The organism is Halarchaeum sp. CBA1220 (assembly GCF_003721175.2).
GTDB lineage: Archaea > Halobacteriota > Halobacteria > Halobacteriales > Halobacteriaceae > Halarchaeum > Halarchaeum grantii.
Map to the genome: position 1 here is coordinate 483,104 of NZ_CP054707.1, position 25,014 is coordinate 508,117.

29 protein-coding genes and 2 tRNA genes are annotated in these 25,014 nt (G+C 71.5%); 15 read left to right on the forward strand and 16 right to left on the reverse strand.

From position 1 onward, the window contains the following. The first annotated feature begins 18 nt into the window (after window positions 1-18). Entirely contained in the window at window positions 19-1,512 is a 1,494-nt protein-coding gene (locus tag EFA46_RS02595) for a heme-binding protein (RefSeq protein WP_123075036.1), read from the forward strand. Between the two features lie 102 nt (window positions 1,513-1,614). Here EFA46_RS02595 and EFA46_RS02600 read toward each other — a convergent pair whose 3' ends face one another. Next, window positions 1,615-2,664, reverse strand: coding sequence for an aldo/keto reductase (locus EFA46_RS02600; RefSeq protein ID WP_123075034.1), 1,050 nt, complete (start codon window positions 2,662-2,664; stop codon window positions 1,615-1,617). A 128-nt stretch (window positions 2,665-2,792) separates the two neighbouring features. On the opposite strand from EFA46_RS02600, the gene EFA46_RS02605 reads away from it, so the two are divergent. Further along, complete coding sequence (locus tag EFA46_RS02605) at window positions 2,793-3,053, forward strand: glutathione S-transferase N-terminal domain-containing protein (protein ID WP_123075032.1); 261 nt, start codon at window positions 2,793-2,795, stop codon at window positions 3,051-3,053. A gap of 79 nt (window positions 3,054-3,132) precedes the next feature. Here EFA46_RS02605 and EFA46_RS02610 read toward each other — a convergent pair. After that, a tRNA-Gly gene (locus EFA46_RS02610) sits at window positions 3,133-3,203 on the reverse strand. 179 nt (window positions 3,204-3,382) lie between these two features. On the opposite strand from EFA46_RS02610, the gene EFA46_RS02615 reads away from it, so the two are divergent. From EFA46_RS02615 to EFA46_RS02630, 4 genes are all read left to right on the forward strand, one after another. Continuing rightward, window positions 3,383-4,192 carry an NAD+ synthase gene (locus EFA46_RS02615; RefSeq protein ID WP_123075030.1) on the forward strand — a complete coding sequence of 270 codons (810 nt, stop codon included), beginning with the start codon at window positions 3,383-3,385 and terminating at the stop codon, window positions 4,190-4,192. Between the two features lie 91 nt (window positions 4,193-4,283). Beyond that, on the forward strand, window positions 4,284-4,955 hold the full coding sequence (locus EFA46_RS02620; RefSeq protein ID WP_123075028.1) for a hypothetical protein: 672 nt from the start codon (window positions 4,284-4,286) through the stop codon (window positions 4,953-4,955). Window positions 4,956-5,049: 94 nt separating this feature from the next. Beyond that, a tRNA-Thr gene (locus EFA46_RS02625) sits at window positions 5,050-5,121 on the forward strand. A 226-nt stretch (window positions 5,122-5,347) separates the two neighbouring features. After that, window positions 5,348-6,217 carry a dihydrodipicolinate synthase family protein gene (locus tag EFA46_RS02630; protein ID WP_123075026.1) on the forward strand — a complete coding sequence of 290 codons (870 nt, stop codon included), beginning with the start codon at window positions 5,348-5,350 and terminating at the stop codon, window positions 6,215-6,217. Here the strand turns inward: EFA46_RS02630 and EFA46_RS02635 are convergent. Continuing rightward, window positions 6,214-6,900, reverse strand: a complete 687-nt coding sequence (locus EFA46_RS02635; protein ID WP_123075024.1) for a TOBE domain-containing protein — start codon at window positions 6,898-6,900, stop codon at window positions 6,214-6,216. The genes EFA46_RS02630 and EFA46_RS02635 overlap by 4 nt on opposite strands. A 61-nt stretch (window positions 6,901-6,961) precedes the next feature. On the opposite strand from EFA46_RS02635, the gene EFA46_RS02640 reads away from it, so the two are divergent. The 4 genes from EFA46_RS02640 (at window position 6,962) to EFA46_RS02655 (ending at window position 10,537) form a co-directional block, all read left to right on the forward strand. After that, the gene (locus EFA46_RS02640; protein ID WP_123075022.1) at window positions 6,962-8,035 is read left to right on the forward strand and encodes a substrate-binding domain-containing protein; all 1,074 of its coding nucleotides are present in this window, start codon (window positions 6,962-6,964) and stop codon (window positions 8,033-8,035) included. Window positions 8,036-8,038: 3 nt separating this feature from the next. After that, window positions 8,039-8,983, forward strand: a complete 945-nt coding sequence (locus tag EFA46_RS02645; RefSeq protein ID WP_123075020.1) for an ABC transporter permease — start codon at window positions 8,039-8,041, stop codon at window positions 8,981-8,983. Next, complete coding sequence (locus tag EFA46_RS02650) at window positions 8,984-9,916, forward strand: ABC transporter ATP-binding protein (protein ID WP_123075018.1); 933 nt, start codon at window positions 8,984-8,986, stop codon at window positions 9,914-9,916. Window positions 9,917-10,051: 135 nt separating this feature from the next. Next, window positions 10,052-10,537 carry a hypothetical protein gene (locus tag EFA46_RS02655; protein WP_123075016.1) on the forward strand — a complete coding sequence of 162 codons (486 nt, stop codon included), beginning with the start codon at window positions 10,052-10,054 and terminating at the stop codon, window positions 10,535-10,537. A gap of 24 nt (window positions 10,538-10,561) precedes the next feature. On the opposite strand, the gene rdgB is transcribed toward EFA46_RS02655, so the two are convergent. Beyond that, window positions 10,562-11,110 (reverse strand): RdgB/HAM1 family non-canonical purine NTP pyrophosphatase, encoded by a 549-nt coding sequence (gene rdgB / locus EFA46_RS02660; protein ID WP_123075014.1) that lies wholly within the window; start codon window positions 11,108-11,110, stop codon window positions 10,562-10,564. A gap of 48 nt (window positions 11,111-11,158) precedes the next feature. Next, entirely contained in the window at window positions 11,159-11,428 is a 270-nt protein-coding gene (locus EFA46_RS02665; protein ID WP_123075012.1) for a DUF5808 domain-containing protein, read from the reverse strand. Between the two features lie 122 nt (window positions 11,429-11,550). On the opposite strand from EFA46_RS02665, the gene EFA46_RS02670 reads away from it, so the two are divergent. Continuing rightward, entirely contained in the window at window positions 11,551-12,972 is a 1,422-nt protein-coding gene (locus tag EFA46_RS02670; protein ID WP_123075010.1) for an ATP-binding protein, read from the forward strand. Window positions 12,973-12,987: 15 nt separating this feature from the next. On the opposite strand, the gene EFA46_RS02675 is transcribed toward EFA46_RS02670, so the two are convergent. Genes EFA46_RS02675 through EFA46_RS02685 form a run of 3 tightly spaced genes read right to left on the reverse strand, consistent with a single transcriptional unit; the run spans window position 12,988 to window position 15,157 of the window. Beyond that, complete coding sequence (locus EFA46_RS02675; RefSeq protein WP_123075008.1) at window positions 12,988-14,688, reverse strand: bifunctional N(6)-L-threonylcarbamoyladenine synthase/serine/threonine protein kinase; 1,701 nt, start codon at window positions 14,686-14,688, stop codon at window positions 12,988-12,990. A 20-nt stretch (window positions 14,689-14,708) separates the two neighbouring features. Beyond that, complete coding sequence (locus EFA46_RS02680) at window positions 14,709-14,843, reverse strand: 30S ribosomal protein S27ae (RefSeq protein ID WP_123075006.1); 135 nt, start codon at window positions 14,841-14,843, stop codon at window positions 14,709-14,711. Next, the gene (locus EFA46_RS02685) at window positions 14,843-15,157 is read right to left on the reverse strand and encodes a 30S ribosomal protein S24e (protein ID WP_123075004.1); all 315 of its coding nucleotides are present in this window, start codon (window positions 15,155-15,157) and stop codon (window positions 14,843-14,845) included. Before EFA46_RS02685 ends, EFA46_RS02680 begins: the two co-directional genes overlap by 1 nt. Window positions 15,158-15,437: 280 nt before the next feature. Here EFA46_RS02685 and EFA46_RS02690 point away from each other — a divergent pair, with 280 nt between their 5' ends. Beyond that, window positions 15,438-15,605, forward strand: coding sequence for a hypothetical protein (locus EFA46_RS02690; protein WP_158604249.1), 168 nt, complete (start codon window positions 15,438-15,440; stop codon window positions 15,603-15,605). Here the strand turns inward: EFA46_RS02690 and EFA46_RS02695 are convergent, their stop codons facing one another. Genes EFA46_RS02695 through EFA46_RS02715 form a run of 5 tightly spaced genes read right to left on the reverse strand, consistent with a single transcriptional unit; the run spans window position 15,606 to window position 18,540 of the window. Beyond that, window positions 15,606-16,145, reverse strand: a complete 540-nt coding sequence (locus EFA46_RS02695) for a GTP-dependent dephospho-CoA kinase family protein (RefSeq protein WP_123075002.1) — start codon at window positions 16,143-16,145, stop codon at window positions 15,606-15,608. It lies immediately after the preceding gene. 11 nt (window positions 16,146-16,156) lie between these two features. Next, window positions 16,157-16,354, reverse strand: coding sequence for a transcription elongation factor subunit Spt4 (gene spt4 / locus EFA46_RS02700; protein WP_123075001.1), 198 nt, complete (start codon window positions 16,352-16,354; stop codon window positions 16,157-16,159). After that, window positions 16,355-16,915 carry a DNA-directed RNA polymerase gene (locus EFA46_RS02705; protein WP_123074999.1) on the reverse strand — a complete coding sequence of 187 codons (561 nt, stop codon included), beginning with the start codon at window positions 16,913-16,915 and terminating at the stop codon, window positions 16,355-16,357. Further along, window positions 16,916-17,299 (reverse strand): PIN domain-containing protein, encoded by a 384-nt coding sequence (locus tag EFA46_RS02710; protein ID WP_123074997.1) that lies wholly within the window; start codon window positions 17,297-17,299, stop codon window positions 16,916-16,918. It lies immediately after the preceding gene. A 2-nt stretch (window positions 17,300-17,301) separates the two neighbouring features. Then, a complete protein-coding gene (locus EFA46_RS02715) occupies window positions 17,302-18,540 on the reverse strand; it encodes a translation initiation factor IF-2 subunit gamma (protein ID WP_123074995.1) in 1,239 nt (412 codons plus the stop codon). 192 nt (window positions 18,541-18,732) lie between these two features. Here EFA46_RS02715 and EFA46_RS02720 point away from each other — a divergent pair, with 192 nt between their 5' ends. Genes EFA46_RS02720 through EFA46_RS02730 form a run of 3 tightly spaced genes read left to right on the forward strand, consistent with a single transcriptional unit; the run spans window position 18,733 to window position 20,961 of the window. After that, complete coding sequence (locus EFA46_RS02720; RefSeq protein ID WP_123077303.1) at window positions 18,733-19,584, forward strand: ZIP family metal transporter; 852 nt, start codon at window positions 18,733-18,735, stop codon at window positions 19,582-19,584. 42 nt (window positions 19,585-19,626) lie between these two features. Beyond that, complete coding sequence (locus tag EFA46_RS02725) at window positions 19,627-20,598, forward strand: DUF5787 family protein (protein WP_123074993.1); 972 nt, start codon at window positions 19,627-19,629, stop codon at window positions 20,596-20,598. A gap of 24 nt (window positions 20,599-20,622) precedes the next feature. Then, window positions 20,623-20,961: a hypothetical protein gene (locus EFA46_RS02730; protein WP_148040650.1), complete on the forward strand. Its 339-nt coding sequence runs from the start codon at window positions 20,623-20,625 to the stop codon at window positions 20,959-20,961. On the opposite strand, the gene EFA46_RS02735 is transcribed toward EFA46_RS02730, so the two are convergent. The 3 genes from EFA46_RS02735 to EFA46_RS02745 form a co-directional block, all read right to left on the reverse strand. After that, window positions 20,953-21,777, reverse strand: a complete 825-nt coding sequence (locus EFA46_RS02735) for an MBL fold metallo-hydrolase (RefSeq protein WP_123074989.1) — start codon at window positions 21,775-21,777, stop codon at window positions 20,953-20,955. The genes EFA46_RS02730 and EFA46_RS02735 overlap by 9 nt on opposite strands. 66 nt (window positions 21,778-21,843) lie before the next feature. Then, window positions 21,844-23,157: an ATP-binding protein gene (locus EFA46_RS02740; protein ID WP_123074987.1), complete on the reverse strand. Its 1,314-nt coding sequence runs from the start codon at window positions 23,155-23,157 to the stop codon at window positions 21,844-21,846. A 75-nt stretch (window positions 23,158-23,232) separates the two neighbouring features. Continuing rightward, window positions 23,233-24,900: a flippase activity-associated protein Agl23 gene (locus EFA46_RS02745; protein WP_123074985.1), complete on the reverse strand. Its 1,668-nt coding sequence runs from the start codon at window positions 24,898-24,900 to the stop codon at window positions 23,233-23,235. Window positions 24,901-25,014: the final 114 nt, after the last annotated feature.

Here is a 25,014-nt window from a genome sequence, read left to right on the forward strand (position 1 = left end):
CCCGCCGAACTCCCGACTATGGTTGAAGCCCCCGAGACGGCGGAGGGCTGGTACGCCCTGCACGACTTCCGGACCATCGACTGGGACGCGTGGCGCGCCGCCCCCGAGCGCGAGCGCGAGCGCGCGCTGGAGGAGGCCGCGTCCTTCCTCGAGCACCGCGAGGCGCTCGCGCGGAGCGACGAGGGCGACTCCGCGACGTTCAGCGTGCTCGGCCACGAGGCCGACCTCCTGTTCGTCCACTTCCGCCCGACGCTCGACGAGTTGAACCGCATCGAACGCTCCTTCGAGGGGACGGCGTTCGCCGAGTACACCGAGCGCAGTTACTCCTACGTCTCCGTCGCGGAGGTGTCGGGCTACGCGAGCGACGACTACTTCGAGGACCCGGAGAGCGTCGACGACGGCCTGCGCCGCTACATCGAGGGGAAGCTCACCCCGGAGATCCCCGAGGGCACCTACGTCTCCTTCTACCCGATGAGCAAGCGCCGCCAGCCCGAGCAGAACTGGTACGACCTCTCCTTCGAGGAGCGCGCCGACCTCATGGCGGCCCACGGCGACCTCGGGCGCGAGTACGCCGGGAAGATATCGCAGGTCATCGCCTCCTCGGTCGGCCTCGACGACTGGGAGTGGGGCGTGACGCTCTTCGGCGACGACCCGACGGACATCAAGGACATCGTCTACGAGATGCGCTTCGACGAGGCCTCCTCGAAGTACGGCGAGTTCGGCTCCTTCTACGTCGGCCGGCGCTTCCCGCCCGCGGACCTCCCGGCGTTCATGGCCGGCGAGTCCGTCCCCGTCCCGGAGGACGAACGCGAGCACGGCGACGAGCACGCGCACGGCCACGGCGAGGACACCCACCACGGTGAGCACGGCCATCACGGCGGGGACGGCCACCACGGCGGCGACACCGAGGACGAGGACGGCGAAGCGTCGCTCCGCGAGGAGCTCGCGGACCTCGACGTCTACGCCGGCCAGCCGCACGGCGAGGACGTCTACGCCGTCGGCCTCTACTCCGAGGCCGCCGTCGACGAGCTCGAGGACGCGGTCGACGAGCTCGCGGAGAGCTTCGACCACTACGACACGCACGACGGCACGGTCGTCTACGCGCCCGTCGACGGCGACGGGCCCGCCGCCGTCGTCTCCCTCTGGGAGACCCAGAGCGCCGCCGACACCGCCGCCGGCTTCCTCTCCGACCTCCCCGGCATCACGGAGCGCGTCGGCGACGCCGACGCGGGCTGGGGGACGATGGGGATGTTCTACACCGTCAAGCCCGAGCACCGCGAGGACTTCGTCGAGAAGTTCGACGCCGTCGGCGACGCGCTCGCCGACCAGGACGGCCACCGCGAGACCCGGCTCCTCCAGGAGACCGAGGACGAGAACGCCTTCTTCATCGACTCGCGCTGGGAGTCGAAGGACGACGCGATGGCGTTCTTCCGCTCGGACGCCTTCCGCGACACCGTCCAGTGGGGTCGCGACGTCCTCGCCGACCGCCCGCGTCACGTCTTCTTGGCCTAGGCGTCGCGCCTCTCGGTCGACCCCCTGCCTTCCGGTGGAAAACGCGGTACTGCGTCGGGGATGTCGCCCCGGTAGCTACTTTCACTCCGGTCTCGGCTACAGTCAGTCCGCCAGCAGGCCGGCGTCGCGGAGGTCGTCGCCGTCGACGCTCGTCCGGTAGTCCTCGTGGGCCATCCCGTCGAAGCGCTCGACGCCGAAGTTCTCCGCGTAGAGGTCGGCGACGCGCGCCCGCTCGTCCTCGCTGAGGCGGGGCGTCTCGGGGGCCGCGCTCCACTCCTCGATGTCCGCCTTCGAGCGGAACGTCGGCGTCACCGACGCGACCTCGTCGCTGGAGAGGAGCCACTGGATGGCCGCCTGCCCCATCGTGCGCTCGCCGTCGCGCTCGAGGAAGCGCAGCGCCTCCACCTTCTCCCAGCCCGTCTCGTACCACTCGTCCGGGCGGAAACCGCGATGGTCACCCGCCTCCAGTTCGGTCTCCGGGGTGACCTGCTCGTTCAGCAGGCCCGAGGAGTGCGGAACGCGCGGGATGAGGCTCGTCGCGGAGTCGTGCTCGCGGACGTGCTCCAGGAAGTGCTGGTGGACGTCCTGCTCGAGGAGGTTCCCGACGTACTGGACGCCGTCGAACTCCCGCTCGATGGCGAACTCGCCCTCGGCGAGCCAGCCGATGGACGGGCCGAGCGCGAGACCGATGGCGCCCACCGCGCCCTCCTCGCGGAGTTCGTCCAGCAGTTCGAGGACGTCCGGCGTCAGCTCCTCGACGTTCGCGTTGTGGAGCTGGAGGTAGTCCACGTAGTCCGTCCCGAGGCGCTCCAGCGAGCGCTCGACGGCGTCGCGGAGGTAGTCGGCGTCCATCTCCTTCGGGAGTTCGCCGTGGCCCGCCTGCGGGTTGTTGTAGAAGTCGTAGCCGACCTTCGTCGCGACCACCATCTCGTCGTGCTCGGCGAGCACCTCGCCCACGAGCTCCTCCGAGCGGCCGTGGCCGTAGACGTCGCCCGTGTCGAAGTACGTGATGCCCTGCTCGATGGCGTACTCCATCATCTCGACGGCGTCGGACTCGTCGCGGTCCCCCCACCAGTCGGTGCCGACGGTCCACGCGCCGAACCCGACTTCGCTGACCTCGATACCGGAGTCCCCGAGTTCGCGATAGCGCATACACGACGATTGGGGCGAGCGACACTTAGCGGGTACGGTTCCACCGGCGACCCCCGGTTCGTCCGCGAAAGCCGCAGACGCTCGCCGCGACGTCAGCCCTTTTGTCCGCGCCGGCCGTTTTCGCTAGTATGCTCGAACTCTACCAGTCCGAAGGCTGCCCGCACTGCGAGAAAGTCCGCCGGAAGCTCAGCGAACTCGGCGTCTCCTACGTCATCCACAACCCCCGCCTCCCCGGCGGCATGGGCGGCGACGTCACCAACGAGGTCACCCACGAGGAGCTCACCGCCGGCGGCGAGGACCAGATTCCCTACCTCGTCGACACCGAGCGCGAAGTCACCATGTACGAGAGCGACGACATCGTCGAGTACCTCGACGAGCACTACGCGTAGCGCGGCGACGCTCCGGTTTTCACGCGAGGGCGGCGACGCCGAGACGCGACGCTCCTCGGTCAGCCGTCCGCAGGAGAGGTGCACCGGCCGGGAATTGAACCCGGGCTATGAGCTTGGGAAGCTCATGTCCTACCACTAGACCACCGGTGCGCTCGTTTCACTCACCCACCGTGCATCGCGGGACGCCGTCCCGCTCAACACCGGTGCGCTCGCTTCGCTCGTGGATAATCCACTCTCCCACTTGAACGTAGCGTTTCGGGAGTGGACGGGCGTCCACCTTCGGGCGGGCGGCGAGTGGGTTTTAGTCGCGTGCGGGCGAATCGCCGATGATGACGGATATCGACCCACTGGACCTGCGTTTCTCGGCGGACGAACTCGCCGACGTGCGCGACGGCATCGAGTCGTTCATCGAGGAGCGACTCGACGACGCGGGCGCGGAGCGGGCCGTCCTCGGCCTCTCGGGCGGTGTCGACTCGACGACGACGGCCTATCTCGCCGTGGAGGCGCTCGGTCGGGAGAACGTCCACGGCCTCGTGATGCCGGGCGAAGTGAGCGACGCTGACAACATGAGCGACGCCGAGCGCGTCGCCGAGGAGCTCGGAATCGAGTACGACGTCTTCGAGATCAACCCCATCGTCGAGGAGTTCCTGAACACCGTCCCCGAAGCCGAGGGCGACAAGATCGCCGTCGGGAACGCGCGCGCTCGGACGCGCGCCGTGCTGAACTACCTCGTCGCGAACCACGAGGGCGCGCTCGTGCTCGGCACGGGGAACCGCACGGAGGCCGCAATCGGCTACTTCACGAAGTACGGCGACGGCGCGGTGGACTGCCACCCGCTCGGGAACCTCTACAAGCAGCAGGTCCGCCAGCTCGCCGCCGACCTCGGCGCCGCCGAGGAGCTCGTGGAGAAGACGCCGACGGCCGGGCTCTGGGCGGGTCAGACCGACGAGGAGGAGATCGGCATGGACTACGACACGCTCGACGCGGTCATCGCGCTCACGGTCGACGGGCAGGTCCCGCCGGAGGCGACCGCCGACATCGCGGACACGACGGTCGCGAACGTCGAACACGTCCGCGACCTCCACGCGCGGAGCGAGCACAAGCGCCACGTGCCGCCCGCGCCCGCGCCGACGTTCTGAGCGCGACTCGCGGCGGAGCGCCGGGGCGACGTGTGAGCGCGCGTCGGCGCTTTCCAAAGGTCTTTGCCGCTCGCCGGGCTACATTCGGCTAATGGAAGAGGCCGACCGGGCCCGCGCCGCCGCGCGCGAGGCAGTTCGGGACGTCGAACCCGCCGACCTCCGCGCCGCCATCGACGAGCGACTCGCGGAGGGCTCCGTCGTTCCGGGCGTGCTCGTTCTCCTGAGCGCACGCGCGGTCCCGGGGCAGGCCGAGGGGGACGGCCTCGCCGACCGCACGGCCGGCGTTCAACTCGTCTACGAGGGGCTCGCGCTCACGCGCGAACTCGTCGAATCGGAGCCGTGGCTGGTGAGCGACGCCTCCGACCAGCCCGCCGACCTCCACGTCCTCGCGGCGGACGTCCTCGTCGCGCGTGGCTTTCGCCTGCTCGCGCGTACCGACGCGGCGGCGGCCGCCGTCCACACCGTCCGCGAGTTCGGCCGCGAGCGAACCGACGCGGCCGACGGCGTCGAGTCGTCCGCGCGGAGCCTCGAAGCGTCCGTCTTCGACCTCGCGGTCGTCGCGGGCGCGACGGCGACCGGCACCGAGACGCCGCGCGCGCTCCGCCAGTACGCGGTCGGCCTCGCGGACTCGTGGGGGACGCCACCGCTCGGTGACCCGGCGGACGTCCTCCCGGAGACCATCGAGGACGTCCTCGCGCGCGTCGCCGGCGCGCCCGCCGCCGACGGCGACGACGCCGTCCGCCCCTCGGCGACCGACCACTGACGCGGCCGGCGCGAGTGCAGTCCCGTCGGGCGATTCGCGCGACGCATCCGAATCGAAACCCCTAAAGTCGGAACCGGACTACGAAAGAGTGCCTGCCTGGGTAGCTTAGCGGTAAAGCGCGTCCTTGGTAAGGACGAGAGCGCGGGTTCAAATCCCGCCCTAGGCTCTTTTCACGACGACACGCTCGACGGGGAGTCGATGCTGTCGCGAAGTAGACGGAGAGACGCGTCGCTCACCGGTCGGAACGCGAGAACGGGGAGGGGAATAGAGCGCGTCGAGCGGATGGGAACGTGTGGAACGCGCTCGGCCGAGTGGAGTGTCCCGACACACCTAAAGCTTCGTCAGACGGCAGTCAGGGGAAGGACTACGGCGGGCGCACACCACCGCTCTGTATGCACGGAACTGGTGTGCCGCTCGTGACGCCGTTCGACGACGCGGGTACCGTGGATCACGACGCGCTCCGCGAGCTCACGGACTGGGTGACCGAGCGCGGCGTCGATTTCGTGGTGCCGTGCGGGTCGAACAGCGAGTCGGAGCTGTTGACGCTGGAGGAGCGCGCGGCGGTCGTCGAGACGGTCGCGGAGGCCGCGCCGGCCGCGACGCCGGTGCTCGCGGGGACGGGCCATCCGGGGCTGGTGGAGACGCGCGAGCAGACGCGGCGCGCGGCGGAAGCGGGCGCGGACGCGGCGCTCGTCGTCTCGCCGTACTACTACAAGCACGCGGAGGCGTCTATCGGCGCGTACTATCGCGAGGTCGCGGACGACGCGGCCCTCCCGGTCTACCTCTACAACGTCCCGAAGTACACGGGCGTCACGCTCTCGCCGGCGCTCGTCGCGGACCTCGCCGAGCACGCGAACGTGGCGGGGCTGAAGGACTCGGGGGGCGACTTGGAGACGCTGCTGCGGTTCGTGGAGTCGACGCCGGACGACTTCGCGGTGTTCGCGGGGAGCGGCGGGACGTACGCGCACGCGCTGGAGGCGGGCGCGGACGGCGGGATTCTCGCGTTCGCGAACGTCCTCCCGGAGCGCGCGGCGGAGGTGTATCGGCTCCACGAGGCGGGGAAGGACGCGGAGGCCCGACAGGTGAACCGGCGGTGTGCGGCGCTGAACCGCGCGGTGACGAGCGAGCACGGCGTCCCGGGACTGAAGGCGGCGATGCGTGCGCGCGACCTGCCGGCGGGCCGGGCGCGCAGTCCGCATCGGCCGGTGGCGTCCGATATCGAGGCGTCGATTCGGTCGCTGGTCGCGGACGCGCTCCCCTAACGCTCGGTCGGGGTGGCGCGCGTCGCGGTGGCCTTGAACGAGGCGACGACCGGGTGTCCGACCCGGAGGCCGAGGCGCTCGACGCTGTCGACGGTGAGGAGGGCGTCGAGCGTCGTGTCCGCGCCGACGTCGACGCGGACGCGGGCGACAGCGTCGCCGGATTCGACGCGCTCGACGGTCCCCTCGAAGCGGTTGCGCGCGCTCGTGGCGTCCGCCGGCGGGGCGTCGTCGGGCGCGTGGAGCGTGACGGCGTCCGCGCGGACGGCGACGTCGACGGCGTCGGCGTCGGGAGAGACGAGCGCGCGAACGGTGCCGGCGTCGGTCTCGACGGTGCCGAGCTCGCCATCGCGGTCAACGACGGTGCCGGAGAGGACGGCGACGGTGGTCTCGGCGATGGCGGCGTAGCCCGCTCGCAGGCGCTCGAAGCGCGCGAGGAGCGCGTACGCGTCGTCGGTGAGCGCGGTGCCGCCGCCGGAGGCGCCGCCGCGCGTGCGCTCGACGAGCGGGCCGAAGGCGTCCTCGAGGTCGTCGAGGCGGCCGTGGGCGCGCGAGTAGGAGCGCCCGAGGCGCTCGGCGGCGGCGTTCAGCGACCCGGTCGCGTCGATGGCGCGGAGGAGCGCGGCGTCGCGGGCGCCGAACGCGACGTCGTCGGCGTGCAGTCGGGCGTCGAAGCCGGCGTCCATACGTCCCCTACCCGTCGGCCGAGCAAAACGGTTATGTCGCCGAGGCGGCATCGTTGTATCTATGTCGGAACAACGGTCGCGGCGGGCGTTCCTCGCGGCGGTCGGCGCGGTGGGACTCGCGGGGCTCGCCGGCTGTGGCGGGACCGGCGGTGACGCGACGGGCGGGGCGTCGGGGGCGGAGGTGTCGAGCACCGGCGCGTCGAGCACCGAGCGCGCGGCGTCCGGCGCCGCCGACGCGCTGACGGTCTTCCACGCCGGCAGTCTCGGCGCGGCGTTCGACGACCTCGAAGCCGCGTACACGGCCGCGCACGACGTCTCGGTCACGCAGGAGTCCGGTGGCTCCGTGCGCTCCACGAAGAAGGTCACGCAGCCACCGCACCGGAGCGCGGACGTCCTCGCCGTCGCCGACTACCGCCTCCTCCGGGACGGGCTCCTTCCCGAGTACGGCGACTGGTACGCGCTCTTCGCGACGAACGCGATGACCGTCGCGTACACCGACGAGTCCGCGTACGCCGACGCGTTCACACCCGAGAACTGGTGGAACGTCCTCGCGCGCGACGACGTGGCGGTCGGCCACTCCGACCCCGCCGTCGACCCGAACGGCTACCGCGCGCTCATGTCGATGGCGCTCGGCGCGACCCCCTTCGAGGGCGAGGCGCTCTACGACGACGCCACCGCCGAGGCGATGCGCGAGAACGCGACGGTGCCCGCGAGCGACGAGGTCGACCTGCTCAGCCAGCTCCACTCCGGAAAGCTCGACTACGCGTGGTCCTATCGCTCCTTCGGCGCGAGCCACGACGTCCGCACCATCGACCTCCAGCCCGAGGTCGACCTCTCGCGGGCGACGGAGGCGTACGCCGAGCACTACGCGACGGTCTCCGTCGACGCCGGCGACACGACGTACACGGGCGGCCCCATCGCCTACGGCATCAGCGTCCCGAGCACCGCCGCACATTCCGCGCGCGGTGCCGACTACGTCGCGTTCGCGCTCGGCGAGGGCGCGCGGGTCCTCCGGGAGAACGGCTTCGACGTCCTCGACACCGCCGTCGTCCCCGCCGCGCACGCCGACGCCGTCCCCGAGCCGGTGGCCGCGCACGCCGAGGCCCGCGAGTCGCTCGGCCCGCTCGCGCTCTGAGCGATGCGCGCGCCGACCCTCGACGCGCGCACGCTCGTCCTCGCCGTCGCCGGCGTCCAGCTCGCCGCGTTCGCGGTCGCGAGCGCGCTCGGCCGCCCCACCCTCTACGTCGTCTTCGCCGTCGCGAGCGCCGGCGTCCTCGGAGCGAGCGCCGGCCGCGGCGCGTTCGGCGTCGTCGCCGCGCTCTGCGGGGGCACGCTCCTCGTCGCGCTCGCCTACCCGCTCGCGACGCTCGCGACGTTCACGACGCCGGGGGCCGTCCTCGACGCCCTCGCGCGCCCGGACGTCCGGCGGACGCTCTACGTCTCCGTCTACGCCCCGCTGCTCGCGACGCTCCTCGCGGCCGTTCTGGGCGTTCCGCTCGCCCTCCTGCTCCGCCGGGGCTTCACCGGCCGCCCCGTCGTCGAGGCGCTCGTCGACCTCCCGCTCGTCGTCCCGCACAGCGTCGCCGGCCTCGCCGTCCTCCTCGCGTTCGGCGAGAGCGGCGCGTTCCCGACGCTCCCCGTCCTCGGGGCGATGCCCGGCCTCGTCCTCGCGCTCGCGTTCGTCGCCGCGCCCTACCTCGTGAACGGCGCGCGCGAGGGATTCGAGGCCGTCGACCGCGACGCCGAACGCGCCGCGCGCTCGCTCGGCGCGTCGCGCTTCGAGACGTTCCGCCGCGTCACCGGCCCGCTCGCGGTTCGCGGGGTGCTCTCCGGCGCCGTCCTCTCGTGGGGGCGCGCCGTCTCCGAGTACGGCGCCGTCGCCGTCGTCGCCTACAACGTCACCGTCTTCTACCCGCCGGCGGGCGAGCGCGTGCAGGCGATGTTCGGCTCCGTCTTCGTCGTCCACGAACTCGACGTGAACTTCGAGTCCGCCGTGTCGGTCGCCGTCCTCCTGCTGGTCGTCTGCGTCGCCGTCTTCCTCGCCGTCCGCGCGCTCACCCGCGAGACCGGGAGGTGGACCTGAATGCTCCGCGTCGACCTCCGGGCGAGCGTCGGCGACGCCGGGAGCGCGTTCGACGTCGTCGCCGACCTCACCGTCCGGGACGGCGAGACGCTCTGCCTCCTCGGCCCCTCCGGGAGCGGGAAGACCGTCCTCCTCGAGGCGCTCGCGGGCTTCCGGGAGTACGCGGGCGGCGTCGAACTCGACGGCCGCAGCCTCGACGGCCGCCCGCCCGAGGAGCGAGGCGTCGGCTTCGTCTTCCAGCAGTACGCGCTCTTCGAGCACCTGAGCGTCCGCGAGAACGTCGCGTTCGGCGCGAAGTACCACGACGACACCCGCGACCCGGACGCGCTCCTCGACCGCCTCGGCGTCGCCGACCTCGCGGACAGGGCGCCGGCGACGCTCTCCGGCGGCGAGAAACAGCGCGTCGCGCTCGCCCGCGCGCTCTGCGTCCGCCCCGACGCCTTCCTCCTCGACGAACCGCTCTCCGCGCTCGACGCGCCGACGCGCGAGCGCCTCCGCGCGGACCTCCTCACCCTCCTCGCCGACGAGACCGCCGTCTACGTCACGCACGACCGCACGACCGCGCGCGCCGTCGCCGACCGCGTCGCCGTCCTCCGCGACGGCCGCATCGCGCAGGTCGGCCCCACCGACGAGGTGTTCGAGCGCCCCGAGAGTCGCTTCGTCGCCGAGTTCACCGGCGCGAACGCCGTCGAGAGCGCGCGCCTCCCCGCCGGCCTCGACGCTCCGGGGGGAACGCTCGCCGTCCGCCCCGAGCACGTCACGCTCGATGCGGGCGGCGTCCCCGCGTCCGTCGAGCGCGTCGTCCGCGAGGACGCCGTCTTCCGCGTCACGCTCCGCGTCGGCGACGCCGAACTCGTCGCCTACACCGCCGACCGGCCGCCCGCCGAGACGACCGTCGCCGTCGACGCCGGGCGCTGGCACCGCATCGCGTGAGCTATGAGTTTATCCGCCGGACGGCCCTTCGAGCGCGTATGGAACGCTGGGCCGCCCTCTTCGAGCGCGCCGACGACTACGACGTGACCGTCGCGGACGTCCGCGACGCGCTCGCCGAGCGCCGAGGTGACGACGATGCGTGAGGAGTTCGCGGACGCCCCCGACGTCTCGCGCGTCGTCGCGGACGCCGACGTCCTCGCCGCCGACCTCCTCGTCGGCGGTGCCGCGCGCGACGCCCTCGACGCGATCCGCGCGCACTCGTGGATGACGCTCGTCGCGAGCGACCCCCTCCTCGACGACGCCGAAGCGCTGATAGCCGACCTCGCGGACGTCGGTCTCGCCGCCGACTGGCGCGAGAAGGCGGCGGCGCTCGCCGAGCGCGTCGAGCATCCCGACGGCGACCACCCCGCGCTCGCGTCCGCCGCGCACGGGAACGCCGCGCACGTCCTCACGTTCGACGACCGCCTGCGGACGGCGCAGACGAACGCGAGCGTGAAGAAGTACGTCACGACGAGCTTCACCTCGCCGCGGGGGTTCGCGCGCCTCTTCGACGCCGAGCGCCTCCACCCCGAAGCCGTCGGCGACGCCTACCCCGGTCCCGACCGCGACCCGCGCGCCTGAAGCGCGGCGCGGGCGCCGCGCCCGTTACGCGCGCTCGGCGAGCCAGTCCGCGAGCTTCGCCAGCGCGCGCCCGCGATGCGAGAGTTCGTTCTTCCGCTCCGTGCCCATCTCCGCGAACGTCTCGCCGCCGTGCTCGAAGATGGGGTCGTAGCCGAACCCCCCGTCGCCGCGCGGCGCGACGATTTCGCCCGGGATTTCGCCGTCGAAGGTCGCCACCGTCTCGCCGTCCGCGTACGCCACCGTACAGCGGAACGCCGCAGAGCGGTCGTCGAGTGATTCCGCGAGGCGCCAGACGCGCTCGATGCCGAGCGTGTCCTCGACGTACGAGGAGTACGGCCCCGGGAACCCGTCGAGGCCGTCGACGAAGAGGCCCGCGTCGTCCACGATGACGGGGTCGTCGCCGCCCGCCGCCTCGAACGCCTCCTCGGCGCCGCGCGCCGCGATCTCGGCGAGGTCGTCGCTCTGGACCTCCGCGTAATCGTAGTCGTACTGCTCGACGTCGAAGAACGCGGCGAGGTAGTCGGTCGCCTCCCGGACCTTCCCCGGGTTCGTCGTCACGAACTGCAGGCTCATGCCTGCGTCTGCGACGCCGCGCGTAAAAGAGGATGCGGAACGCCGACCTCAGTCGTCGACGACGACTTCGACCGCCTCGTCGACGGCGGACTCCTCGCTCTCGCCCTGCTGTTGCTGCCAGAGGAGCGCGCCCGCGACGGCGAGCACGACCCACGCGCGCCAGTTCGCGAGGTTCAGCGTGTAGCCGACGCCGAACGGCTTCTCGACGAGCATCCCCTCACCCGGCTGCCAGTAGGCCTTCAGCATGTTCGAGACCGACGGGCGCTCGAAGTTGTACGGCACGCCGAACAGTTCCCCGGACGCGGGTTTGTCGGACATACCGCGGGGTATGGAGGGCGGTGGGAAGAACCTTTCCGCTTCCCACGGGAGCGCCGCGCGGGCGACGCGGCGGACGCGCGTTCGGGCGAAAGCGCTATCCTTCGTTTGCGTGTGTATCGACCATGGCGGACGACGAGCCGATCACCGTGCTCTACGTGAACGACGACCCGCAGCTGCTGGAGCTGATCAGCACGCAGCTGTCTCGCGAAGCGGAGCGCGTCGACGTCCTCACTGCGGACTCGGCCGACGGCGGGCGAGCGCTCCTCGACGAGCGCGCCGTCGACTGCGTCCTCTCCGACTACCACCTCACCGAGGAGACCGGTCTCGCGCTCCTCCGCGACGTCCGCGCCGAGCGCCCCGAGATGCCGTTCATCCTCCTCACCGAGACCGGGGACGAGCGAGTGGCGAGCGAGAGCATCGAGGCCGGCGTCACCGACTACGTGATTCAGGAAGCCATCGGGAACCAGGCGCCGCTCCTCGCGCGGAAGATAATCACCGCCGTCGAGCACCGGCGCACACAGCGGCGAGCCGAGCGGACCGACCGCCGACTGCGCGAAGTCGTCTCCGTCACCGAGCAGGCGCTCTGGATGTTCGACGCCGACTGGTCGGAGCTCCGCTTCATCAACGAGCGCCACGAGACGCTATTCGGCCAGTCGAGCGACGCCCTCCGAGCCGACCCGACGTCGTTCCTCGAGCGCGTCCACGAGGACGACATCGAGCGCGTGACGACCGCGATGGAGCGCGCGTCCGACGGCGAACCGCAGGTCGTCGAGTACCGGGTCGAGAAGTCCGAGGCCGTCGAGCTGTGGGTCGAGTCGCGGTGTAAGCCCGTGCGCGACGACGACGGCACCGTCTCGGCCATCGTCGGCATCTCGCGGGACGTCACCGACCGGAAAGCCCACCAGCGCGAACTCGTCCGGAAGGTCGACCAGCTCGAGGAGTTCGCGGGAACGGTCGCACACGACCTCCGGAACCCGCTGAACGTCGCGGACGGGAACGTCAGACTCGCCGCCACGGAGCGCGCGGGGGAGAACGAGCGCCTCGGGACGGCGCTCGACGCGCTCGAGCGCATGGACACGCTGATCGGCGAGCTACTCGAGCGCGCACGCGAGGGCGAACGCGTCGGCGAGCGCCAGCAGGTCGAGTTCGCCGAACTCGTCACCGGGAGCTACCAGAACGTCCACGCGCCCGGGAGCTCGCTCGACGTCACCGCGAGCGTCCCCCTCCACTGTGACCCCACGCGCGTGATGGAGGCCTTCGAGAACCTGATCCGGAACGCCGTCGAGCACGGTTCGAGCGACGTGACCGTCACGGCGGGCGTGCTCGACGAACGGCACGGCGTCTACATCGAGGACGACGGCCCCGGCATCCCCGAGGCGGAGCGCGAGCGCGTCTTCGAGAAGGGGTACACGACCGCGAAGGGCGGGAGCGGCTTCGGGCTCGCCATCGTCGAGCGCATCGTGAGCAGCCACGGCTGGTCGATCACCGTCCGCGACGGGACGGACGGCGGCACCCGCTTCGAAATCGTCGTCGGCGCGGGCTGAGACGCCGCGCCGTCGCTACTGGTAGCGCCCGCGACCCTCGATGTCGCGCAGTTGCTCGAGGACGCCGGGGTCGCCCGCCTCCCGATAGGCCGCCTCGACGGCCGCGAGCAGCGGCTCGGGGTCGTCGGCCGTCCCCCGGATGGCGCCCTCGAAGACGTGGAGGTCCATCGCGTAGTCCTCCGCGTCGTCCGTGTAGTAGCCGAGGCCGAAGTCGATGAGGTGGACGCGCCCGCCGCGCGTGTCGCGCGACTCGCGTGTCGCGTCCGCTCCCGCTCGCTCTCCCCGCGACGCCTCCGGCCCGTCGGCGTCGCGTTGCTCGCGGGTCGTGTCTCCCCGCTCGCTCGTTCCGCGTCGCTGCGCGACGCGTACGTTCCGCGTCGTCGGGTCGCCGTGCACGAAGCCCGCGTCGTGGAGCGCCGCGAGGTGCTCGGCGACCACCGCGACGCGCCGTTCGCTCAGCGCGTCGCGCAGGTCCGTCTCGCCGACGCGCTCCAGTTCGAGCGTGCTCCCCGGGACGTCAGCGTCGAAGACGACGGGCGTCGGTACGCCCGCGCGGCGCGCCTCCGAGAGCAGGCGGGCCTCGTGCGTCGTCCGCTCGCGGCGCAGGCGCGCGTCCAGCGCGTCGTGGCGGTACGCCTTCGGCCGGCGTGTCTTCGTCACCGTCTCCGCGCCGACGTCCACCACCGCCTCCGCGCCCCGGACGTCCGTCTCCGCGCCCGCACCCGCGAGCAGGACGTCCTCGGCGTCGTCGCGCCATGTCACCGGCACCTCGTCCGGCCGGAAGTCCGGGTCGACCGCCGAGTCCGCGATGTCGAGCGTGTCGCCCGCGCCGTACATCTTCGCGCCGAGCACCGCGATCATCCCCGCGTTGTCACGGAGGAAGCGCGCCTCGGGCGCGTAGAACTCCGCGCCGCGCTGCTCGCACATCGCCGCGAGCATCTCCCGGAGGCGCGCGTTCTGCCCGACGCCGCCACCGAGGACGAGCTCGTCCCGCCCCGTCAGCGAGAGGGCGCGCTCCGCGACCTCCGTCAGCATCGCGAAGACCGTCTCTTGGAGGCCACAGCAGACGTCCGCGACCGGCGTGCCGTCGTCGTACGCGTCCTTCGCGGCGCTCATGATGCCCGAGAAGGAGAAGTCCATCCCCTTCACCACGTACGGGAAGTCGACGTAGTCGCCACGTTCCGCGTGCTCCTCGACCTTCGGGCCGCCCGGATGGGACCAGCCGACGTGGCGCGTGAACTTGTCGAGGGCGTTCCCCACGCCCGTGTCCATCGTCTCGCCGAGCACGCGATAGCGGCCGTTGTGGTAGCCGAGAACGTGCGCGTTCGCGCCCGAGGCGTTCAGGCAGACCGGCGACTCGAAGCCCGAGCGATGCCGGCCGATTTCGAGGTGCGCCACCATGTGGTTCACGCCGACGAGCGGCACGTCGAGGCCCTGGGCGAGCGCGCGCGCCGCCGACCCGACGATGCGCAGGCACGGCCCGATGCCCGGCCCGCGCGCGAACGCCACCGCGTCTATCGGCCCCTCGGCGGTCTCCAGCGCGGCCGCGACGACGCGCGGGATCGCCTCGCGCATGTGCTCGGCGGCCTCGCGCGGGTGAATGCCACCGCTCTCCGGTTCGTACGCTTCCGACTCGATACTGACTGCATCACGCTCCGAGTCGAACACCGCGGCGCTCGCGCACCACGCCGTCCCCTCGATCCCGACGACGCGCATGAAAAGGAGGGGTTACGCGCTCAGTTCCACTCGGTGTAGCCGCACTTCCCGCAGTGCTTGCGGTCCGAGTGCTCCGCGAGGAACGTGTCGCCACAGCGCGGACACTGCTCCTTCGCCAGTTCGCCCTCGTCGTTGTAGTAGTCCGAGCGGGGCATTATTCCTCAGCCTCCGCCTCGGCGGCCTCCGCGTCCGCGCTGATCTTGTTGCGCTCGAGCATGTGGTCCTGCTCGACGTCGATGGCGGCCTCCGGGGACTCGTAGACCTTCGCGTAGCCCACGGTCTTGCGCATCCCGAACTTCGTGTCGAGGCTCTGGATGACGACTTCGTCGCTGTCCTTGTCCAGCGTCGCCGCGAGCGAGTCGCGGACGGAGAGGCGCGACGGCGTCGCTTCGTCGTGAACGATCTCGAACTGAACCTGCCGGCGGTGAAGGAGGGGATTGTCCTCCTCACTGAGGATGTCGATTTCCATGGTCAGTTGTCATTGACTAAGGCGTCGAACCGAGTAAAAGCATTACGAACGACCTTTTGCTGTGCGCCGGCGGAGCCGGCGCTGGCAAAAGCTCGACCAAAAGTACTGCACGACCCCTACGGGGCCGTTTGCACCTCGCCTGACGGCGAGCGAACCGGCGACCGTCCGGGTCCTGATGGACCGCTCGGTCGCCGGACGCTATCCCCGTGGGCTGTTCACTCGGCCGAACGCTTTTGCCGCGCTCCGCCGTCCCGTCGCGCATGCCCGCCACGGTGGTTCGATGAGCACGGCGTCGCTCCAGCGCCTCGGCCTCGGCGTCATCCTCGTCGGGGGCTTCCTCACGCTGGGGAGCACGGGGACGTTCTACGCCGTCGGCTTCTACGCGATGCTCCTCGGTCTCGGTGTCGTCGCAATCGCGTGGCTTCACGACGTCGAGCGACGCGCGTAGCTACGCGCGCTCGACGAGCCGCCAGAACGCCGCGGTCGTCTCGAGTTCGCCCGCGAGGTCGCGCACGCGCTCGCGGAGGCCGGCGGTAACGTTCGCGCGCACCATCCCCTCGCCGGGTTGCCCGTACACGACCGTCGCGTCCGCCGGCGCATAGAGCACCGCCGGAACGGTCGCGAGGTCCTCCTCGCCCGCCACGACGATTCTGGTGGGCTCGTCGGCGTCGATGGCCGCGACGAGCGCGCGCACCAACTCGCCGGAGAGCGACCCCGGCTCGGAGGTGACGTCGACGACGCGCGCTACGTCGGGCAGGCTCGCGGTGACCTCAGGGGCGACGGCCTCGCGCTCGGTCTTCCCGTCCACGACGGCGACGTGCGGCGTCACGCCCGCCTCGCCGAGATGGGCGGTGACGACGTCGCCGACTGCGATCAGGGGGTCGCCCGCGCCCTCGAGGAGGGCGAGGGCGTCCGTGAACACGGGGCCGAGCGGCTGCTTGAACGACGCGCGCGCGCTCGGCGGGAGCGTCGCGACGGCCTCGGACACGCCTCGGTACCTCAGCGGACCTTCAGCGCGTACTCGCCGGCCTCCGTGACCTCCATCTTCTCCGCGATTTCGGAGGACGCCGGGTGCGTGATGACGACGTAGCCCGCCCAGTCCTCGGTGAGGTCGTTCGACCCGCAGTACGGGCAGACCTCCTCGTCGGGCTCGACGATGCGGTGGCAGTCGTGGCAGGCGAGACGGTTCGACGCCATCTACTCGGCCTCCGAGTTCTCGTCGGCCGCGCGGAGCCACTCGTGCTTCCCGAGCCCCGGCTGCTTCGCGGTGAGGCCGATCTTCGACTCGCGCGGGTTGCGCTCGTCGATGCTCTTCGTGACGATGCGCGCGCGCACCGCGTCACCGACGCCGAGGATGTCGCTCGACTCGCGCGAGGAGAGCTGCTGGTTCTGCTCGTCGTACGCGAGGTACTCGTCGGAGATCTGGCTGACGTGGAGCAGGCCGTCGACGGGGCCGATGCCGACGAACGCCCCGAAGTTCACGACTTCGACGACTTCGCCGTCGATGACTTCCTGCATCTCGGGGTCGAACGTGACGGCGTCGAACTCCGCCTCGTAATACACCCCAGGTCGGTTCGGGAGGACGGCGCCGTCGCCGATGTCGTGGACCTCCGTGACGGTGACGACGCTGCCGAGGTCTTCGTCCATGCGCCCCTCGAGTTTGTCCTGCAACAGCCGTTTCACCAGGTCCGGTGAGACGTCTGCGAGGTGTCGCGGGGGTACTTCTACCGTGTCCTTCAGGCGTGCGCGCTTGTACATCTATGGTTGAGTGCGTGTGAGTTGATTCCGGCCCCGTAAATGGATTACCGGAACGCCGGCCGCGAGCACGCGCTCGCGGAGGGGGCCGTCGTTCGTGCAGACGGCGTCGACCGCGCCCGACTCTGCGAGCGCGACGAGCGCGTCGTCCGCGTACTGTCCGTCCGTCTCCTGTTCGTCACAGCGGGCCGCGAGGTCCGCGCCGACTGACGCGGCGGTCGCTTCCTCGCCGGCGCCGTCAGAGAGCGTCGCGAGCTCGTCGCGGACGACGTCCGGCACGACCGCGTCGTAGTCGCCACAGACCCGGTCGAGTTCGTCGAACACCCGGACGCCCACCTCGACGGGCATCATGAGGGCGTTCGCGTCGACGGCGACCCGCTCCGACATGGTTACCCCTGCAGTCGGCCGATGCCGATGAGCCGCCAGCGCGCGCCGACGCGGCGGTTGATGGCGATGACGTCGCCCTCCTCGGCGCAGACCGGGCGCTTGAGGTTCACCTCGCACTCGCCGTCGCGAGCGGACGTGACGGCACCGACCGTGGTGGCGGTGCCGACGGTGAGCATCAGGGGTTCGCCGGTGTTGATGGGGTCGATGGTCTCGCCCTCCTCGGCGCCGACGAGGCGCTCGAGCAGGTCGACGTCCATCTCGAAGGACTCCCACGTCGGCGGGAGCGCCTCGGGGTGGCCGGCGACCTGGCCGGCGAGCGCGTCGCCCTTCGTCATGCTCGGGTCGAGGCCGGTCCCCACGCCCAGCAGGCCGCCGGGCGTGACGGTGTCGACGTTCTCGCCGCCCGCCTGAAGCGAGCGGACGTTCGTCGTGATGGGCTGCCACTCGGACTGGCCGCCCTCCTCGACCTCGCGGCCCGGCCGGAGTTCGAGGTCGTCCTCGACGTCGAGTTCGCCGGCGACGAGGCTCCCGCCCAGAACGCCGCCGGTGAGGCCCTCCCAGGTGGTGCCGGGGCGGTTGATGTCGAAGGAGCGCGCGACGTACATCCGGGGGTCGGCGTCGGGGTCGCGCTCCGGGGTCGGAATCTCCTCCTCGATGGTCTCGATGAGGACGTCGAGGTTGATCTCCTGCTCGGCGGAGACGGGAACGACGGGCGCGCCCTCCGCGACGGTGCCCTCGACGAACTCCTCGATCTGCTGGTAGTTCTCGCGGGCCTGCTCGGCGTCCACGAGGTCGACCTTGTTCTGCGCGATGACCACGTTCTCGATGCCGATGATGTCGAGCGCCATGAGGTGCTCCTCGGTCTGGGGCTGGGGCACCTCCTCGTTCGCGCCGACGACGAGGACGGCGCCGTCCATGAGCGCCGCACCGGAGAGCATCGTCGCCATGAGCGTCTCGTGGCCGGGGGCGTCGACGAACGACACCGTCCGCGCGACCTCGGTGTCGACGTCGTGCTCCTCGCAGTGCTCCTCGACCGTGTAACACTCGGGGGGTTCCTCCTCGGGACAGCGGCGGAAGGTCGCGTCAGCGTAGCCGAGTCGGATGGAGATGCCGCGCTTCATCTCCTCGGAGTGCTGATCGGTCCACTCACCGGACAGCGCGCGCACGAGCGTCGTCTTCCCGTGGTCGACGTGTCCGACCAGACCGATGTTCACCTCCGGTTGGCGATGGGTTCCTGCCATGAAGTAATCTTGCGGGCACTTCGCCCTGCGGAAATGATAAAGCCCCCGATTCGATACGCCCAGCGGCCGCTCGCGGCGGCGCGCGCCGCCGCCCGCGTGGCGAAAGCCTATGCGTTCGGCCGCCCGCCCACTTCGTATGCATCGCGACACGTCACGCGCCCGTCCGACGGCGCACGCGCGGAGGTGGGGAGCGTGAGTTGGTTCGCCGACGCGTTCGTCGGCATCGCGGGCTCGAACCCCGTCATACAGGCGCTCGTCGGCGGCGTCGTCATCGCGGCGTTCAACCTCGTCGGCGCGCTCGGCATCCTCGTCTGGCGGAACCCCTCCGAGCGCGCGCTCGACGGCGCGCTCGGCTTCGCGGCGGGCGTGATGCTCGCCGCGAGTTTCACGAGCCTCATCCTCCCCGGCATCGACGCGGGCGGCCTCGTGCCGGTGCTCGTCGGCCTCACGCTCGGCGTCCTCGCTCTCGACCGCGCGGACCGCTGGGTCCCCCACGTCCACGTGCTCGTGACGGGACGCAAGCGGCCGGACGCCGCGAAAGCCACCGAGGGCGAGCCTGCCGCGAAGGCCGCCACACCCCTCGACGTGGACGGCCGCATGGCGTCCGTCCTCCTCTTCATCGTCGCCATCACCCTCCACAACCTCCCGGAGGGCCTCGCGGTCGGCGTCGGCTTCGGCGCGGGCGACATCGGCGAGGCGCTCGCCCTCATGCTCGCCATCGGCATCCAGAACGTCCCCGAGGGGCTCGCCGTCGCCATCGCCGCGCGGAACGCCGGCCTCGGCACGCGCTTCTACGCGATGGTGACGGGCCTGCGCGCGGGCCTCGTCGAGGTGCCGGTCGCCGTCCTCGGCGCGTGGGCCGTCCTCGTGATGGAGCCGATACTCCCGTACGCGATGGGGTTCGCGGCGGGCGCAATGCTCTACGTCATCTCCGACGAGATCATCCCGGAGAGCCACGCGCGGGGCTACGAGCGCATCGCGACGCTCGGCACGATGGCGGGCCTGATGGTGATGCTCACGCTCGACGTCGCGCTCGCGGCGTGAGCGGACGGGACGCTTAACCGCCCCAGCGCCCTCGTGTCTCTCGTGCGCGAGTTCGGCTTCGAGCTGCGTCTGTGCGCCCGCCTCGAGCGCGACTACCCCGTGGTGGCGCGCCAGCTCGGGACGAGCGTCCACGCCGCCGGCGGGCGCATCGTCGACGTCGTCTGTCTCACGCGCGGCCCCGAGTTCGACGCGCGCGCCGAACTCACACCCGAGGCGATCCCCGCCGCCGTCATCGAGGCCGACGTCGGCGTCGGCCGGTGGCGTCGCGTCACCGAAGCCTTCGACGGCCCGCCCGCTCGCGCCCGGGCGCTCGCCGAGCGCGGCGTCGAGGCGGGCTTCCTCGAACGCGCGCGCCGCGACGGCCACGCGGTCGTCCGACAGGTCGCGCGCTACCCCGACTGGGTCGGCGACCTCGTCGGCGTCGAGAACAAACCCGACCTCGGCAGGCCGGGGGACCTCGACGCCCAGCTCCGTCACGACGTCTCGCTCGGCCTCCTCGACTACGCGGTCCTCGCCACCGAGTCCCACGTGACGCGCGCGCACCTCAATCGCCTCCCCGAGGCCGTCGGCGTCTGGCGCGTCGATACCGAGGCGTCGACCGTCGAGGTCGTCCGCGAGCCGACGCGCCTCGACGCGTCGGGATGGGGCCTCGAACCCGGCGAGCGCCACGCCGGCCGCTGGGCGGTGCGGCCCGTCTCCCCGGACGCGAAGGCGACCCAGCGGCTCCGAGTGGCCGAGCGCGCCTACGGGAAGGGGTGGCGGACGTACGAGCTACCCGCGTGCGCGAACGCCGAGCGCGGCGCGGAGGCGGGCGCGGCGACGCTCCCCCACTGCGCGTACAAGGGGCGTCTCGTCGACGCCGCGAGCGAGTGCGGGCCCGACTGTCCGGGCTACGAGGCGGACGAACCACCCGTCGCCGATTTCGCGGGCGAGCGCGCCGCGCGACAGGCGTGGGACCCCGAGGCGGGCGGGGCGCGCGAGCAGTCCGGGCTCGGGCGGTGGGCGAACGACTAACCCCATTCGGCTCCACTCCTCGACGTGTCCCGAACCCGCGCTCGCGCCGTGCTCACCGGCGTCGTCGTCGGCCTCGTCGCGGTCGCCCTCGGTGCGACCGACACCCGCGACCCGTTCCTCCTCGGCGGCCTCTTCCTCACGGCCACTGCGGCGGCGGCGCTCGTCGCCGCGAACCCCGCGCCCGTGCTCTACGAGCGCGGGAACGCCGTCTCGGCGGCGTTCACGGGTGTGTCGACGGTCGGTGCGTTCGCGCTCGCCATCGGTTACGGCGACGGCTTCGCGTACGCGCCGGCGCTCCTCGGCCTCGCGCTGGCATGGGGCGGCTTCGCCGCCGGCGTCGTGCACGCCGCGCGCTCAGAGTGAGAACGTCTCGCCGTCGATGCCCAGCGGCTCCGCGAACGCCTCCTCGGGCGGGTAGCGGTGCGCGACGTGCACCACCCGTAGCTCCTCGGCGTTCAGGTCGTCGGCGAGCGCCACCGCGCCCTCCCGCGTCATGTGCTTCGTGCCGAACGTTCGCGGGGTGCCCTCGGCGTCCTCGTCGCGCCCGCCGAGCGGGTGGTACTCGCAGAGGCTCGCGGGGACGATGCCGTCCGCGAGCAGGAGGTCGGGGTCACGGAGGGCGTCGCGGGAGGCCTCGGAGACGCGATAGCTCGTGTCCCCGGAGAGCGCGAGCGTCGCGCCCGTCTCCGGCTGCTCGACCACGAGGCCGTAGGTGAGGAGGGGCGGGTGGTCGACGGGGACGAGCGTGACGTCGAAGCCACACACCCGGAAGGTCTCGAACGGCGTCCGAGGGTGGACGCTGACGGCGTCGAGGTAGTCGTATTTTCTCCGTATCGTCGCGGCGACCGACTCGCCCGTCTCCGGGTCGGTCTCGTCCGCCGCGTAGACGGGGAGGTGGTCGAGGAGGCGATAGACGTTCCCGAGGCCGTCGAGGTGGTCGAAGTGAATGTGGGTGACGACGGCGGCGTCCGGGAGCGCGACGCCCTCTCGGAGGAACTGCTGGCGGAAGTCCGGACTCGTGTCCACGAGGAGGCGCTCGCCCGTCTCCTCGTTCTCGACGTACACCGACGAGCGGGTGCGTTCGACGCCGCGCTCGCGTGCGGCGAGACAGGTGTCGCAGTCACAGCCGGGCCGGGGCGTGCCCGCAGTGTCGCCGGTGCCGAGCAGGGTGACGCGCATCACCCGCTACGTCGTCGCGGGCGTTCTTAACTCCCGGCACATCGGCTGGCGTCGCGGCCCCACGACTCAGTCGTGGGCGTGCGCGTGGTCGTGGCCGTCGCCCTCCTCGGTCTCGACGGCCTCCTCGAGGCTATCGAGGTTGCGGAGGTGGTCGCGCTCCTCGAAGGACTCGATGGCGGCCAGGAGGTCCGACTGGGAGAGCGTCGTGCGGTCCTCGACGAGCGCGTCGAGGACGGCTTCGCGGAGGACGAGCCGGAGGTCGCTCCCTGTGAGGCCGTCGGTGTTCGCGGCGATCTCCTCGGGGTCGAAGTCCTCGACCTCGATGCCGCGCGTGACGATGCGGATGATGTCCGCGCGCATCGGCTCGGTGGGCTTGGGGAAGCTCAGAATCTCGTCGAAGCGCCGCCAGACGGCGGCGTCGAGTTCGTCCGGGTGGTTGGTCGCGCCGATGAGGAGCACGTCGTCCTTCACGAGGCTCATCTCGTCGATGGCCTTCAGGAGGGTGTTGACGGCGCGCTTGATGGCGGCGTGCTCGTCGCTCGTGCGGGTCTTCGCGACGAAGTCGAACTCGTCGATGAAGAGCACGCAGGGCGCGAGGCGCTTGGCCACCTCGAAGACCTTCTCGACGTTCTTCGCGGTCTCCCCGAGGTATTGGCTCGTGATCATCGAGAGCTTCACCTCGACGAACGGGAGGTCGAGGCGGTGGGCGAGCCCCCTCGCCGTCGAGGTCTTCCCGGTGCCGGGCGGGCCGACGAAGAGGAGTTTCCCGACCTCGACGAGGCCGACCTTCGCGAGGTAGTCGCGGTGCTCGATGGCCTTCGAGACCTTCGCGGTTTCGGCCTGCTGTTCGTCGGTGAGCACGAGGTCCTCGAGCGTCGTCTCGATCTCCGCAGGGGCCTGCACCTCGACGAGGTCGAGCATCTCCTCGTCGTCCTCGTCGAACATCTCCTCGAGGAGGCCGTCGATCCACTGCGGGTCGGCCTGCATGGGCCGGTTCGCCTCGCGCGCGGCCTCGTAGTCGACGTCCTCGAAGTCGTCCTCGTAGACGGACGCGAGCGCGGGGTTCGCCCGTACCCGGTCGGGGGTCGCGCGGTCCGCGTACCACTCCATCGCCATGTCGTCGTCGACGAGTCGGATGCTCCCCGAGAAGGAGTCCTGTTCGGTGAACATCAGGCTCGCCACCTCGTCCCACGGGTCGTCGATGCCCGTCGCGTTCGCGACGGCCTCGCCGGTCGCTTTCGGCGGCCGGGGGACACCGTCACCGTCCCAGAGCGCACTGCGGACGGCCGGCGGGAGGTCGTTCTCGTCGAGGTCGGTGTTGCGCTCGTAGACGCGTGCAGTCAACAGGAACTCCACCACGTCGAGCGCCCGGTCGGTCATTACCCACGGATTTGACGCTCGCGCCGCATAAGACCGTCGGACGAGCGCCACGCCGGAACGCGTCCCGAGTGCCGCCTACGATGCGCCCTCGCGGACGAAGAAGACGAGCCGGTCGCCGTGGAGGTAGCGCGGGTACGTGCGTTCGCTGTACTGACTCGCGTCGATGGCCTCGCGCACCTCGTCGGCGTCACCGTCGAGCGCGATGACGACCGGCGGGTCCTGCTCGGCGAGCGTCTCCGTGCGCGTGGTGCTGGCGACGCGCGCGTCGTACTGGTCGAAGTACCACGGGTAGGGGAGGCGCGCGAACCAGCCGTCGTAGCCGCCCGAGGTGCTGTTCAGCGTCGGGACCTGCGTGAGGTCGTTCGCGTTGTAGAACTCGGAGCCGTAGAACACCACGTCGATGCCCGAGTGCTCGGCGGCGACCGCCTCGATGTCGGCGAGCGTCGGCTTCACGTCGCCGCCGGGTTGGGCGTACTGGACGAGCGGGTTCGCGCGGTCCTGCGGGGCGGCGTAGCTCGTGTACGCGGCCGTGCCGCCGACGCCAGCGGCGCTGAGGAGGAGAACGGCGGCGGCGACGCGGAACAGGAGGGCGTCGCCGGAGGCGTGGCCGCGCTTGCCGACGCGGTAGACCCACGCGAGGCCGACGGCGGCGGGGAGCGCGAGCGGCGCGACGACGTGCGTCGCGAGCCACCCCGCCATGATGTCGGTGACGATGGCGTAGCCGAGGACGCTCGCCGCCCCCCAGTAGAAGCAGAACTCCACGATGTCGCGCGGGTCGTCGCGGCCGTAGCGCTCGCGGAGGAAGCCGACGACGGCGAAGCCGAGGGTGACGGTCGCGGTGAGCGCGAGTATCTTCGCGAAGCGCCCGAGGAACCCGACCGTGGAGTGCTCGCTCATGCCGCTGTGCGCCCACGTGCCCGCGAACGCCGTCCACGTGCCGACGGTGGCGGTGTGGAGGACGGCGGTGAACGCATCGAGGCCGGCGAACATCCCGTACGCCTCGGGGAGGGGCGCGTAGAACGCGACGACGACGAGGAACCACTCGCAGAGCGCGACGCCGAGCGGGAGGAGCCACGGGCGGAGGCCGCGTGCGGTCTCGCGGGCGAGCGCGAGCGCAACCCGTCCGGGGCCGTCGTCGACGAGGCGGGCGAGCAGGAGGCGCCTGTCGACGACGAGCGCGAGCGCGCCGAGCCACGCGACCGGGTAGAGGAGGGCGTTCTCCTTCATCGTGAACGCGAGCGCGAAGACGAACGTGCCCGCGTAGAGGTGGCGCGTTCGCCCCGAGGCGCGCGCGCGGAGCCAGAAGCCGAGCGCGCCGATCATGCACGCGGCGACCATGAGGTCGTTGCGCATGAACCGGGAGTAGTAGAGGAGCGCAGGGCTGGCGGCGAGCAGGAGGCCGAACGCGACGACTTCGGCGTCGTCGAGGTGGTCCCGATAGAGGTAGGCGGCCAGCGGGAGGAGGCCACCGATGACGGCGACGACGAGGCGCGCGCTGAAGTCGGAGGCGCCGAGGAGGTCGAAGACGACGCCGTTGACGTGCGGGAGGAAGGGGCCGTGGATGATGGGTCGGTACTCCCACTGCCCGACGGTCATGTAGTGGAGTATCCAGTCGGCGACGCGCCCCTCGTCCTGGTGGGCGACGCGCGAGCCGAGCGCGACGAGGCGGACGAGCAGCGCGAGCGCCGCGACGACGAGGAGGGCCGGGAGGGGGCGACGGAACCGGCGGAGACGCTGTTCCATGTCCGTACGTGAGCGGTGGGTCCTAAAACGCTTTAGGAGACGCATCGACATCGCGTGGCCGTCGCTCGTCGGTGTAGAGCGACGGGGTAGGTCGAGCAGCGGAAGCCACGCGTG